Annotated in this window: 11 protein-coding genes; 6 read left to right on the top strand and 5 right to left on the bottom strand. The window is 44.8% G+C overall.

Going from position 1 to position 13,269, the window contains the following annotated elements; genetic code table 11:
- Positions 1–20 precede the first annotated feature (20 nt).
- Entirely contained in the window at positions 21–1,070 is a 1,050-nt protein-coding gene (lpxD, locus tag AC1DUD_RS18090; protein ID WP_477376860.1) for a UDP-3-O-(3-hydroxymyristoyl)glucosamine N-acyltransferase, read from the bottom strand.
- 484 nt (positions 1,071–1,554) lie between these two features.
- Entirely contained in the window at positions 1,555–2,787 is a 1,233-nt protein-coding gene (locus AC1DUD_RS18085; RefSeq protein ID WP_477376858.1) for an HD domain-containing protein, read from the bottom strand.
- 279 nt (positions 2,788–3,066) lie between these two features.
- Between AC1DUD_RS18085 and porX the strand changes: the two genes are divergently transcribed.
- Positions 3,067–4,620, top strand: coding sequence for a T9SS response regulator signal transducer PorX (porX, locus tag AC1DUD_RS18080; RefSeq protein ID WP_477376856.1), 1,554 nt, complete (start codon positions 3,067–3,069; stop codon positions 4,618–4,620).
- 153 nt (positions 4,621–4,773) lie between these two features.
- Here the strand turns inward: porX and AC1DUD_RS18075 are convergent, their stop codons facing one another.
- The 3 genes from AC1DUD_RS18075 to AC1DUD_RS18065 form a co-directional block, all read right to left on the bottom strand.
- Entirely contained in the window at positions 4,774–5,541 is a 768-nt protein-coding gene (locus AC1DUD_RS18075; protein WP_477376854.1) for an exodeoxyribonuclease III, read from the bottom strand.
- 187 nt (positions 5,542–5,728) lie between these two features.
- Complete coding sequence (locus AC1DUD_RS18070) at positions 5,729–6,439, bottom strand: peptidylprolyl isomerase (RefSeq protein WP_477376852.1); 711 nt, start codon at positions 6,437–6,439, stop codon at positions 5,729–5,731.
- A gap of 310 nt (positions 6,440–6,749) precedes the next feature.
- Complete coding sequence (locus AC1DUD_RS18065; RefSeq protein ID WP_477377254.1) at positions 6,750–7,100, bottom strand: hypothetical protein; 351 nt, start codon at positions 7,098–7,100, stop codon at positions 6,750–6,752.
- A gap of 210 nt (positions 7,101–7,310) precedes the next feature.
- Between AC1DUD_RS18065 and AC1DUD_RS18060 the strand changes: the two genes are divergently transcribed.
- From AC1DUD_RS18060 to AC1DUD_RS18040, 5 genes are all read left to right on the top strand, one after another.
- The gene (locus AC1DUD_RS18060) at positions 7,311–7,634 is read left to right on the top strand and encodes a hypothetical protein (protein ID WP_477376850.1); all 324 of its coding nucleotides are present in this window, start codon (positions 7,311–7,313) and stop codon (positions 7,632–7,634) included.
- Positions 7,635–7,706: 72 nt separating this feature from the next.
- The gene (locus tag AC1DUD_RS18055; RefSeq protein ID WP_477376848.1) at positions 7,707–10,223 is read left to right on the top strand and encodes a TonB-dependent receptor; all 2,517 of its coding nucleotides are present in this window, start codon (positions 7,707–7,709) and stop codon (positions 10,221–10,223) included.
- A gap of 236 nt (positions 10,224–10,459) precedes the next feature.
- Positions 10,460–11,437: an alpha/beta fold hydrolase gene (locus AC1DUD_RS18050; protein WP_477376846.1), complete on the top strand. Its 978-nt coding sequence runs from the start codon at positions 10,460–10,462 to the stop codon at positions 11,435–11,437.
- Between the two features lie 134 nt (positions 11,438–11,571).
- Positions 11,572–11,988, top strand: a complete 417-nt coding sequence (tsaE, locus tag AC1DUD_RS18045; protein ID WP_477376844.1) for a tRNA (adenosine(37)-N6)-threonylcarbamoyltransferase complex ATPase subunit type 1 TsaE — start codon at positions 11,572–11,574, stop codon at positions 11,986–11,988.
- Between the two features lie 53 nt (positions 11,989–12,041).
- Positions 12,042–13,268 (top strand): alanine dehydrogenase, encoded by a 1,227-nt coding sequence (locus tag AC1DUD_RS18040; RefSeq protein ID WP_477376842.1) that lies wholly within the window; start codon positions 12,042–12,044, stop codon positions 13,266–13,268.
- Position 13,269 lies beyond the last annotated feature (1 nt).

Raw genomic sequence — 13,269 nt, 5'->3', positions numbered from 1 at the left:
TTTAAATTTACAGGCAGGCGCTATGCTGTAGCGCCGCCTTTACGTAGTTCTTCAATCAATTTTTCAAGCTCGTAAACCCTGCGGTCAAGCTCGGGCAGTTTACGCAACTTTGCGTGGGCACGAAGGTAGTCTTTTAAAGGCATATTTGGAGAACCTCCCCAGGCCTTACCCTCGTCTGTGATAGAGCGGTTTATACCCGTCTGGGCCGAAAACTGTGACCCGTTTGCTATATTGAGGTGACCGGCAAAACCTACCTGTCCGCCAATCACAACCCTTTCACCAATTTTAGTACTTCCTGATATGCCCGATTGTGCTGCAATTACAGTATCCGCGCCAATCTCAACATTATGAGCTATTTGTATCAGGTTATCAATTTTAGCTCCTTTACGTACTATCGTCGAACCCATTGTTGCCCTGTCGATAGTGGTGTTTGAACCCACTTCAACGTCATCTTCCAATATTACGTTACCAATCTGTGCAATTTTAGTATAGGTTCCATCCGGGTTAGGCGCAAAGCCAAAACCATCGCTACCAATAACTGCGCCCGAATGCACTATTACATTATTCCCGATAACGCAGTCAAAATAAACGGTAGCACCGGCAAACAGGGTTACGTTGTTGCCAAGGCTTACATTATCGCCAATGTTAACGTTGGGGTAAATTTTGCAATTATCGCCGATAGTTACATTTTGGCCGATGTAGGCAAATGCGCCAATATAAGCCCCCGCGCCAACCTGCGCCGTGGGGTGGATAAAGCTGGGCTGTTCAATTCCCTTTTTATCGAGCCTGAAAGTGTTGTATTTATCAAGCAGGATAGTGAAAGCACTGTAAGCATTTTCAACCCTGATAAGGGTAGCCTTTACCGGGGCTGTCAATTGCTGATCGTTATTAACAATAACTATTGAGGCGTTGGTGGTATACAGAAATGGCTCATACTTGGGGTTTGCTAAAAAAGACAGACAGCCGGAACCGGCCTCTTCTATTTTAGCAAGCTGGCTAACCGTAGCTGTAGCATCGCCCTCAACAGTTCCGTTGAGCAGTAAACTTATATCATGAGCAGTAAATTGCATCGGGCAAATTTAAATGTTAAAATTGAAGCAACAAATTATTAATGAGTTATGAACACACGTTAAAAAGTTTTGACTGTCATAGTGTTTCATTTTTCACTATTTCTTCATTTGTCGCAAGTATATATCTGGTTTTGTTTTACTATTTGTTAAAATCCCATGTACAACGTCATTTTTGATCGTTCTCTTTAAAAAAAACAACAACTAATCTTTATTCACCAATCTCTGAATATGGGCGTTGCCTGCGGCCGGGCTTTCCGTTCTAAGTCCTCGCTTACCCAACCCGCAATTCCAGCCCTCGCTGTGGGCTTTCCTCTACAATCCCTAACGCGGCCAGTGCACATTCCCGGCATTTATCCATAATGCCTTTTACATAGATGACGTATAATTGCATCTCCTTTAGGGCAAGCCGCCCTGCCAATCCCAAACTCCCGTAACCGGCATGCGGGAGACGCAATTATGCGCCGCTACAGTGAAAAACCGCCTGTTAATTCAGCAAGTCCTTATTGTAACACAATATGTGTTTTTTAACCGTTTTAGCCAAAGCCATTAGGTTTGAGTTATCACTGGCGGCAGCTATATCCTTTACCTCACCATTCTTCATTAATATGCAAATATTGCCATCGTTCTGGTTATAAGCGTTGTTGCGGATGGATGTGGTAAATACAAAGTATGCCGCTGCATCTTCATAAGTTATCCCATATTTCTGCATTGCTTTTTGGCGGAGCTGTTCAACAAAAACCTCATCCGGGCATTCGTTGGTGATATCAACTCTGAAAAGGTTACGCTGCACCAGGTTTTTGCAAAGGTGCGAAAGCACCAGGTCGGGGTGGTAGGCCCACACTTTTACAGAGGCCATAATATCGGTATCATCCAAACAGGCAAAAGTTTCCAGGTGGTGGTCTTCGTTCATAAAAGCATCGCGACTGATGCGGTTCTTTAAAAAATGCAGCAGGGCAGGGGTTGCAAACAATTTTTCGCCCCGCAAAATCAGCTCCCGGCCACGTCTAAAAATCTTGGTCAGTACTTCCTCGCCTGCTATTACTGTTTTATGCAGGTAAACCTGCCAGTACATCAACCTGCGGGCAATCAAAAATTTCTCTATCGAGTAAATCCCTTTTTCGTCAACAACCACATGATCATCTTTAACATTCAGCATTTTGATGATCCGCTCGGAACTGATCACTCCTTCAGATACACCCGTAAAGAAACTGTCGCGATTAAGATAGTCGAGTCTGTCCATATCCAGCTGACTGGATACCAGCTGGTGCAGGAACTTACGCGGATACGTATCATTAAAAATATCAATGGCCATGGTAAGCTTGCCCTCAAACCCTTCATTGAGCTTATTCATCAGCAAGGATGAAATATCCTCGTGTGCTATGCCATCAATAATGGTGTTTTCCAAAGCATGCGAAAACGGCCCGTGACCAATATCGTGCAGCAATATGGCAATGGTAACGGCTTCTTCCTCTTCGGCAGAGATGTGGTGGCCCTTACTCCGCAAGGTTTCAAGCGCCGTATCCATCAGGTACATCGCGCCTAAAGCATGATGAAAACGGGTATGCAGGGCACCGGGATATACCAGGTGGGTCATGCCCAGCTGTTTGATATAACGTAACCGCTGAAAGTATGGATGGGATATAAGGTCAAAGATCAGTTCGGTAGGGATACTGATAAAACCGTAAACCGGGTCGTTTATTATTTTCTTTTTATTCAATGCTGCTTATGTAAGTGCAAAAATGTAAAACAAAGGTAAAATAAGCGAGTCAGGTTTGTTAAATTTTGTTAATACCTTTACTGTGCAACAACAAAAGCATCTCTTTGGGGTTTACTGTCTGAATCAGAAGTTTGTCTGAATCAGGATTACAGAATTTTAGGATTTACCGAATCTCGGTGCAAAAAAACCGATATTTGAATTAACGTTTAACCTTATACTGAATCATTCTGAAATTTTTTAATCCTGAAAATTTTGATTCAGAAATTTAATATACATACCATGCAAGACACCACCATTTTATGGGCCGATGACGAAATTGACCTGCTAAGACCACATATACTTTTCCTGGGCGAAAAGGGCTACAAAGTAACTACCGTTACCAATGGCTATGACGCTGTTGACTCTTTTAAGAGCAATTATTTCGACCTGGTTTTCCTTGACGAGAACATGCCCGGCCTTACCGGCCTGGAAACTCTGCAGCAGATCAAGAACATCAATAATGATGTACCTATTGTGCTGATCACCAAAAACGAAGAAGAGTACCTGATGGAAGATGCCATCGGATCGAAGATTGACGACTACCTGATCAAGCCGGTACACCCTAAGCAAATATTGCTCACCATCAAAAAGCTGACCGAAAACAAACGCCTCGTTACCGAAAAAACCACCATGGCCTACCAGATGGATTTCCGTACACTGGGTATGACACTTAATGATAACCTGAGCCACCAGGAATGGGTTGATGTTTACAAAAAACTGATCTACTGGGAGCTTGAGCTTGAACAGTTGGAAGATGCCGGCATGCACGAGATCCTGACGCTGCAAAAAGCCGAAGCCAACACGCAGTTTTGCAAATTTGTTGAGCGCAATTACCTTAACTGGATCAAGAATCCGGATATGGCGCCAACCTCATCGCCTCAATTATTTAAAAAGAAGGTGTTCCCCAAACTGGATGGCAAAGGCCCTTTATTTTTCATTTTGATAGATAACCTGCGGTACGATCAGTTTAAGATCATAAACCCTATTATTTCTGAATACTTCAGGCTGGAGGAAGAAGATACCTATTATAGTATCCTGCCAACAGCTACACAATATGCGCGTAATTCCATATTTTCTGGACTGATGCCTTTAGATATGGAGCGCCGCTACCCATCTATGTGGCAAAACGACGAGGATGAGGGTGGTAAGAACTTATATGAAGCCGAATTTTTAGCTGATCACCTGAAACGCGTACTGCGTAAGGATTGTAAACACTCATACCACAAAATCCTGAATATTGACGAAGGCCGAGCACTGAATGAGTCGGTAAATAACCTCATGAACAACGAGCTTAACGTGGTGGTGTATAACTTTGTGGATATGCTATCGCATGCCCGTACAGATATGCAGATGATCCGCGAGCTGGCAAGTGACGATGCCGCTTACCGTTCATTAACCCTGTCGTGGTTTGAGCACTCGCCGCTGTTTGATCTGTTGAAGTTCCTTGCGCAAAAACAGGTACGTGTTGTGATAACTACAGATCACGGCACCATCCGCGTAAAAAACCCAAGCAAAATTGTGGGCGACAGGAATACAAACACCAACCTGCGTTATAAACAAGGCAAAAACCTGAACTATAACGCCAAGGAGGTTTTCCATATCCGTAACCCGCATGATGCCATGCTGCCAAGGCTGCACATCAGCTCAAGCTTTGTATTTGCAAAGGAAGATAGCTATTTTGTATATCCTAACAACTACAATCACTTTGTGAATTTCTATAATGAAACCTTCCAGCACGGAGGGATCTCGTTAGAGGAAATGATAGTGCCGGTGGTTACTTACGGGCCGAAATAGGAATAAAGAGGGTTTGTCAGTCTGAGCCTGTCGAAGACTCGCGCGTAGAGGCCTGCCCACCATGCTTCGACGAGCTCAGCATGACATCCATTTTAATAAAAAAAGACGCCATTGCTTCGTGCAATGGCGTCTTTTTTTATTAATTAAGAGGGCCTAAAATTCCAGCTCCAGTAATACTGGGCAATGGTCAGAGTGCTTGGCCTCGGGCAGTATCGCGGCACGGCGGATCTTATCTTCAAGCGGGGTACTGGCCATAGCATAATCGATACGCCAGCCTAAGTTTTTACCCCGGGACCCGGCGCGGAAACTCCACCAGGTATAATTGTGCGGTTCCTTATTTATATGGCGGAAGGTATCTATAAACCCTCCTTCAATAAAGTTCTCCATCCATTCGCGTTCCTCCGGCAAAAAACCTGATGAATTGGCGTTTGACTTTGGATTGTGGATGTCAATAGGGCGATGGCAAATATTGTAATCGCCGCAGACCACCAGGTTAGGATGTTCTACTTTAAGCAAGGTAAGGTATTTACCAAACTCATCCAGGAAACGGTATTTAAAAATTTGCCGCTCATCACCGCTTGAGCCTGACGGGAAATAAACACTCATCACCGATACCTCGTCGAAATCAACACGGATACAGCGGCCTTCTCGGTCGAAGTCGGGGATACCGCAGCCATACTCAATATGTTTAGGCAATATTTTGGTGAAAATGGCAGTACCACTGTAACCTTTCTTTTCGGCCGGGAACCAGTAATGCTGATAGCCCATTTGGTCAACCAAACCAAGATCGGTGAGCACATCGGGTGTTGCTTTTATTTCCTGCAAACAAACAACATCAGCATCTGTAGCCTGCAACCAGGCCAGCCAACCCTTGTTTATTGCCGAACGGATACCGTTAACGTTATATGTAATTATTTTCATGTCGGATTTCGGATGTTCGATTTTGGATTTGAATCAAATCACGAAACTACAATAAAATTGCTCCACTGCCGCGGGTTTTTAACCCGTGGTGTACCATGATTTCAGCTTTCAGCTAAATTGTATAAGTTGAAAACTTACATCATGCCAACCACGAGTTACGCTATCGCTAAACTCGCGGTAGTCTGGTTTATTTTTTCTCCGGGAAAAGAATCTTATCCAACTGCTTGCATTCCTTTTTGCTCAGCAACTCAACCGTCATAGGCACATCAGCATTCGGACGATCATTGGCATCCTTTTTAACGGCAGCAATCCTATCAACCATATCGATACCCGAAACAACCTCGCCAAAAACGGTATAGTTTTGATCAAGGTGAGGCGAACCGCCAACCGACTTATACCATTCGCGCTGCCCTACCGGGATCTTGCGGCCTTTAAGCCGGGTGTTTTCCAGCGTATCCAGTTTGCCATCGGTAAAGCGCTTGCCTTCTACAATATAAAACTGGCAGCCGCTTGATTCTTTTTTAGGATTGTCATCTCGCGCAGCGGCAAGTACGCCACGTTTGTGAAACAGGCTGTCGCGAAATTCGGCCGGGATGGTGTAACCCACATCGCCATTGCCTAACTCGGCACCGGGTTTAGCTTTTACCGGATCTTTTGAGTCCGGATCACCACCCTGGATCATAAAATTCTGGATCACCCGGTGAAACAGCGTACCATTATAAAATCCTTTTTTGGTAAGCTTGATAAAGTTATCCCTGTGCAAAGGTGTTTCATTATACAGACGAAGGATACAATCGCCATAAACCGTATGAATGCGCACATATTGGTTTTTAGGCGGCCCTGCAAATGCAGCAGTAAGGGTTAATAAAAGAATGCTTAGGGTAAAAAGTTTCTTCATATATGACCGTTGATTTTTTTGATTTCGATGATTACGTTGATTTTTTCTGATTACAACAACCGTATTGTTGATATAGATGAATTATAGGTATTCGAATATTTTAAATTCCCTCCTTGGGGAGGGTTTCGGCTGTCAAGTGTGTTGGAAGGGAGGGGCTTTATAAGCCTTGCCAATTAATAAGTATAGTTGAGAACCCCCTCCCTACACCCTCCCAGGGGAGAGAATCGCACGTATCCCCAGCTCAAAAGCCATTTACAAACACATTGGCCCTTTGCCAACCACTCGCCTAATCAACTCAATAAACCACTCACTATCCCTCACCATCCATCTCCTCAAAGTAATTTACAATGAGGGATTTCATCATCATTTCCTGTTCAAGCAGGGTATAGTTAGGGATCACTTTTATGCGTTTCCAATGCGGCCAGCCATCCTGGTCAAGGCCTTCAAGCTCGTAAAAGCCCACCATGCTCATTAAGCGGCAGGTGGCTATATGCATCAGTTCCTCTTTTTGTCGCTTGCTGAACTTACGCGGGCCTTGCCCCAGCTCCTGTACACCGATCAAAAAAAGCATCACTTTTATATCGGGTTTTTCGTTATCGAAATCCTCAGCTATCCGCTGCTGCAGCACGTCCCATTTTTTATTGATCTCGGCAGGTGTCATAATTGGCAAAGATAGGTTCATTGGTTCATTAGTTCACTGGTTCATTGGTGAAAAGTTTAATAACCCCGTTTTAATACCTGTACGAGAGAAAGGACAAATAAACTAATGAACCAGTGAACTAATGAACGATCGCATTATTGTTACAATGTTGCATTAATATTCCCGTTTTAATACTTACTTTTGCTTTAGTCCGTTAAAAGGATGTTGACTGTGAAAAAAAACCGCCTACATATTGTATTCGCGTGGCTGCTGCTTGTTTGCTTTGTGGCCGGGCAGTATATGGTTTATTCGCACCAGCATATCCTTATTAAAGGTATTACCAAACACAGTCATGTGGCCCAAGGGCAGCAAACAGTCAAAGAAAAATGTTTACTGTGCGATGCCATGCACCATACCGATGCATTGGTGGTAAGCAATACCCTATTTTTAATCCCCCTCGTAACATCTGCCCACGTTTTTAAACCCGGCGATTACGACTTTGTAAGCATTGCGCTTATCCTCTCGGCTGGCAGAGCCCCTCCGGCAGCTGTATAACGCTATCTTATCTTTTCCTCAAAACAAAACCGCCCCAACAGCGGCATTATTGAATTTTCTTAAATTTTCATCATGAAATTAAAGCTTATAAGCTTCATTATATTATTAGTATCTGCTCAATCTTTTGTATTTGCCAACAACTCCGCTAACGCCATAAATAATAAAACTGAAGATGCAGTGGGCAGCCTTTCAGGTACTATTACTGATAAAGCCGACGGTAAACCCATTATCGGCGCAACAGTAAACATTCCGGATTTACGCAAAGGGGCCATTACCGATGTGAATGGTAAATACAGCTTCGCCAACGTGCCTAAGGGGATTTTCCTTGTTCAGGTAACTTACATCGGTTATTTAACCGTTAACCAAAGGGTCGATTTTTCAAAAACAAGCGTATTTGATGTCAAAATGCAAACTTCGTCGCTTGAAGCAGGCGAGGTTGTTATTACCGGTGTAAGCAAAGCCACCGAAATAAAACGCAGCCCAGTGCCCATGTTAGCAGTAGGTAAAGCCTATTTGGAACAGCGTGCGGCCTCGGGTAACATTATCGACCAGATAGCCACACTGCCCGGCGTAAGTGCCGTTACTACCGGCCCTAACGTATCAAAACCGTTTATTCATGGTCTGGGTTATAACCGGGTGATCACCCTGCAGGACGGTATCCGCCAGGAAGGCCAGCAGTGGGGCGATGAGCACGGCATTGAAGTGGATCAAAACTCTATCGACAGGGTAGAGGTGATCAAAGGCCCGGCAAGTTTAACCTATGGTTCGGATGCTATTGGCGGTGTTGTGAACCTCATCTCGCCGGCACCAGTACCCGAAGGGAAGATCCTCGGATCGGTACAAGGCCTGTATGGCACCAACCAGGGCTTATATAATGGTTCATTCAGGTTGCAGGGCAATCAAAACGGCCTTATCTGGGGTACAGTAGTTTCGGCTAAAGGCAGCAAGGATTATCAAAACGAGCATGACGGCCGTGTATATGCTACCAACTACCGCGAAAAAGATGCCCGCGTAATGGTAGGCCTTAATAAATCATGGGGCTATTCATACCTGCATGCCTCAGTATTTGATGATGAGCAGGCTATCCCCGACGGCAGCCGCGACTCGCTTACCCGCAAATTTACGCGACAGGTTGTTGAGGACGGTGATGCCCCCAGACCAATTGTTCCGCAATCGGTTTTAAACTCGTACGGCATCCCAACATTGCATCAGCACGTACAACTTTACCGCATCTACAATAACAGTAACTTTATATTAGGCAACGGAAACCTTGCAGTTAACCTGGGCTATCAATTCAGCCACCGTCGTGAATATACCCACCCCGAGGCGGGCGATATTGCCGGACTTAACCTGCACCTTACTACTTATACTTATGATGTTAAGTACAACTTTAACATCGGTAACGATTATGAAACCACCTTTGGCATTAATGGGCAGTACCAAAACAATACCATTGGCGATGCTACCGACTTCCCGATCCCAGCCTATCATCAGTTTGATATCGGCCCTTTCTTTGTAATCAAAAAGAGTTTCGGCAAGCTTGACCTTTCAGCAGGCGCAAGGTATGATACCCGCTCGTTCAGCAACAGCGCAGCCTATGTTGATACACTTGGCCGGAATGGGTTTCCGCAGTTATATACCGGCAGCAATCCCGAAACAGCAGCAAATGTTACTAAACAATTTGATTCGTTTAACAAAAGGTTCAGCGGCTTTTCAGGCAGCTTTGGAGCAACCTATAATGTGTCGGATGCTTTCCTGATCAAGGGTAATATTTCGCGCGGTTTCAGGGCGCCAAGCATTGCCGAGATCTCAGCTAACGGCCCGGATCCGGGTTCACAGATCTATCACATCGGCGATAAAAACTTTAAACCTGAGTTTAGTTTGCAGGAAGATATTGGCACCTTCCTTACGCTGCCCAATATCTCGGCCAGTGTTGAGGTGTTTAACAACAACCTGTCAAACTATATATATCAGCAACAGGTATTAGCTGCCGATGGCAGTCCGGTTTATACTCAGGGTTATACCACGTTTACCTATGTACAAAGTAAAGCCCGCATTTATGGCGGCGAGGTCAGCGTTGACCTGCACCCGCTAACATGGCTGCACTTTGAAAACTCTTTAAGCTTAACCTATGGCGAAAACAAAGGCAACGGCGGCCCGGTAGCTGATAGCTTAAAATACCTGCCATTCATTCCGCCATTGCACACACACTCAGAACTGCGTGGTACATTTAACGGCGGCTTCGGTAAAGTTAAAAGCATTTATGCCTTTGTCGGCTTTGACCATTACAGTGCGCAAGACCGCTTTTTCGCAGCATACGGAACAGAAACCTACACCGCAGGCTACAACCTGTTAAGCGCAGGCTTCGGCGGCAACATTGTTAATAAAGCTGGTCAGCCGGTTATTAAGCTTTTTATTGAAGGCACCAACCTTGCCAATGTTAACTACCAATCAAACATGAGCAGGCTTAAATATTTTGATAATCCTAACGTGCCTGAAGGTGTACACCCCGGCATATTTAATATGGGGCGCAACATCAGCTTTAAAGTGGTGGTTCCCTTTGGATTTAACAGTAATAAAAAATCCTGATCTCGTTTAAGCTATTAACTGAAGGTCCCGCCGTAATGGTGGGACTTTTTTGTTTAGATGATCTTCTGGCTTATACACTATTTCTCGCAAAGGCGCGAAGGCGCAAAGCTTTTTCTTAGCGTCTTCGCGCCTTTGCGAGCTTATTACTGCTGGCTATGTAATCGTCACCATCAGGTCAAACTCCTCCTTTAGGAACCAAGTGACAAACATTTAATTCCATCTCCTGTATCTTCTACATGCGCAAAATACTAATCCTCCTTCTCCTGATATCCGGAACCATTACGGCCCATGCCCAGTCCGATACCCTTTCTATCACACTCGAAAATGTAAAGTACCCATACCCCGTAAATTTCATGCCCATAAAAGTTGAAGGGCAGGACATCCGCATGGCTTATATGGATGTAAAAGCGGCTACTCCAAATGGCAAAACCATCGTGCTTTTCCATGGGAAAAACTTTGGCGGATATTATTGGAAAGACGTAATTAAGCTATTAAACGATAAAGGCTACCGGGTAATAGTGCCCGATCAAATAGGGTTTGGCAAATCATCAAAAGCATTTATTCATTACAGCTTTCACCAGTTGGCAAGGTTTAACAAAAACCTGCTGGATAGCTTAGGGATCCAAAAGATCACCTTAATGGGGCATTCCATGGGAGGGATGCTGGCTACCCGTTTCACACTTATGTACCCGAACACAGTTGAAAAACTCCTGCTTGAAGACCCTATTGGCTTAGAGGATTACCGCACCTTTGTGCCTTATGCAAGTGCCGAGGATGATTATAAGGCCGAGTTGAAAACCAGCTACGAAAGCGTTAAGAAATACTACCAAACATCCTACTTCACTACCTGGAAACCTGAATATGATTATTTAGTTGCCATTGGTGCAGGCGTAAGTAAAAGCGCCGATTTCCCGCGTTATGCTAAAGTTGCAGCACTCACCTTTGAAATGATCTATGAGCAGCCGGTTTGTTATGAATTTGGCCTCATTAAAGCACCAACGGTATTGTTCATAGGCAAAGAGGATAAAACCATTGTAGGCAAGGCCTTGCTCAGCGAGGAAGAAAAAGCCAAACACGGTCAGTATAAAATACTAGGCCCCGAAACTGCTAAAAAGATTCCCGGCTGTAAGCTCATTGAATTTGACAATTGCGGGCATATCCCACATATTGAAGCAAAAGAATCTTTTTTTAAGGCGTTGACAGCTAATTTATAATTTAGGGATTTTGAGTATTTTTGAATGTAAATAAAAGGGTGTCATGGTGAGCCCGTCGAACCATGGTGGGCAAGCCCCTCCGCGCGATCCTTCGACAGGCTCAGGATGACAGGCCGACATAACATCATTACACTGTGCAACTATCTGTAAATTCATTATCCAAACTTCCGCAGGCAGCCGAAGCCATACTGGCCAACTCGGCGGGGAATAAAATTTTTCTTTTTTATGGCGAAATGGGCGCTGGGAAAACAACGCTTATCAAAGTTTTGTGTGAAACCTTAGGTGTAACCGAACAGGCCACCAGTCCAACGTTTTCTATCGTGAACGAATACATTGGCCGCGACAGCCGGATCTTTCATTTTGATTTCTATCGCCTTAAAAACCAAACAGAAGCGCTTGATATGGGCTATGAGGAATATTTTTATAGCGGTGCCTACTGCTTTATTGAGTGGCCCGAAAAGATTCCCGACCTGCTCCCGGACCACTATACCACTATCCGGATCAACGTTTTGGACAGCAATTCGCATAGCATCAGCATCGAAAATATTTAGTTTTATCATCCATCGTTTTTTATTATCTTCAACAGCCTTAAAAACAATACATCATGAGTTCAGGGATATATAGCGGGTTTTCGGATATTGCCAAACAAGCAATGATGCAACCCCAGGAGTCGTTGCTGGAGGTAAAAAGTAAAAAGAACAAGCTATACATCGGCATTCCTAAAGAGGTCTCCTTCCAGGAAAACCGCGTGCCGTTAACGCCGCTTTCGGTAGCCTTGCTGGTTAATAACGGTCACGACGTATTGCTGGAAACCCATGCCGGACAGGCCGCTAATTTTTCGGATAAGGATTACAGCGAGCAGGGCGCGCAGATAGTTTATGATACCAAAAAGGTTTACGAAGCCGATATCATCATTAAAATAGCGCCGCCTACCGCCCACGAAATTGAAATGATGAAACCAGGGCAAATTCTGATCTCCACCCTGCAATTGGCTACGCTTAAAGCCGAAAGTATCCACGCACTGATGGTCAAAAAAATCACCGCGCTAAGTTTTGAACACCTGCGCGATGAGGGAAATATACTTACGGTGGTAAGGGCCATGAGCGAAATTGTTGGCGCTACCTCCATACTCATAGCAGCCGAATATTTAAGTAATGTTTTTGAGGGCAAGGGCCTGATGCTGGGAGGCATAACAGGTGTTCCGCCTACTGAAATTGTGATACTCGGAGCAGGCACAGTAGGTGAGTACGCAGCACGTACCGCTATATCACTGGGCGCCGAAGTTAAAGTGTTCGACCCATCCATATACAAGCTTCGCCGCCTGCAAAACAATATCGGTGCAAGGGTTTTCACCTCGGTAGTGCAGCCTATTGTATTGGAAAAAGCCATCACCACCTGCGATGTAGCCATTGGCGCGCTTCGGGCTGAGGACGGACGCAGTCCATGTATTATCTCTGAAGCTACCGTTAGCCGCATGAAACGCGACTCGGTGATCATTGATGTAAGCATTGACCAGGGCGGCTGCTTTGAAACATCCGAAGTTACCAACCATACGCATCCTGTTTTCCGCAAGTATGATGTAATTCATTATTGTGTACCTAATATTGCATCGCGCGTAGCCCGTACCGCTACTTATGCGCTTACCAATATTTTTGCCCCGATACTACTTGATATCGGCGATATGGGGGGCATCAAAAACCTCATCTGGCAAAAATCAGGCGTACGCAACGCGGTTTATATTTACCAGGGCCAGCTAACCAACAAACACATCGGCGAACGTTTCTCCATCCCCTGCAAAGACCTTGATCTGCTCATCGTATCGCACAGATAAT

The sequence above is a fragment of the Mucilaginibacter sp. P4_A11 genome, from assembly GCF_056402535.1.
This window is presented reverse-complemented; position numbering and strand designations above follow the sequence as displayed.

Excerpts from the sequence above, each read along its gene's own strand:
- lpxD (WP_477376860.1), bottom strand. The coding sequence starts at position 1,070 with ATGCAATTTACTGCTCATGATATAAGTTTACTGCTCAACGGAACTGTT.
- porX (WP_477376856.1), top strand. The coding sequence starts at position 3,067 with ATGCAAGACACCACCATTTTATGGGCCGATGACGAAATTGACCTGCTA.
- AC1DUD_RS18075 (WP_477376854.1), bottom strand. The coding sequence starts at position 5,541 with ATGAAAATAATTACATATAACGTTAACGGTATCCGTTCGGCAATAAAC.
- AC1DUD_RS18070 (WP_477376852.1), bottom strand. The coding sequence starts at position 6,439 with ATGAAGAAACTTTTTACCCTAAGCATTCTTTTATTAACCCTTACTGCT.
- AC1DUD_RS18065 (WP_477377254.1), bottom strand. The coding sequence starts at position 7,100 with ATGACACCTGCCGAGATCAATAAAAAATGGGACGTGCTGCAGCAGCGG.
- AC1DUD_RS18055 (WP_477376848.1), top strand. The coding sequence starts at position 7,707 with ATGAAATTAAAGCTTATAAGCTTCATTATATTATTAGTATCTGCTCAA.
- AC1DUD_RS18050 (WP_477376846.1), top strand. The coding sequence starts at position 10,460 with ATGCGCAAAATACTAATCCTCCTTCTCCTGATATCCGGAACCATTACG.
- AC1DUD_RS18040 (WP_477376842.1), top strand. The coding sequence starts at position 12,042 with ATGAGTTCAGGGATATATAGCGGGTTTTCGGATATTGCCAAACAAGCA.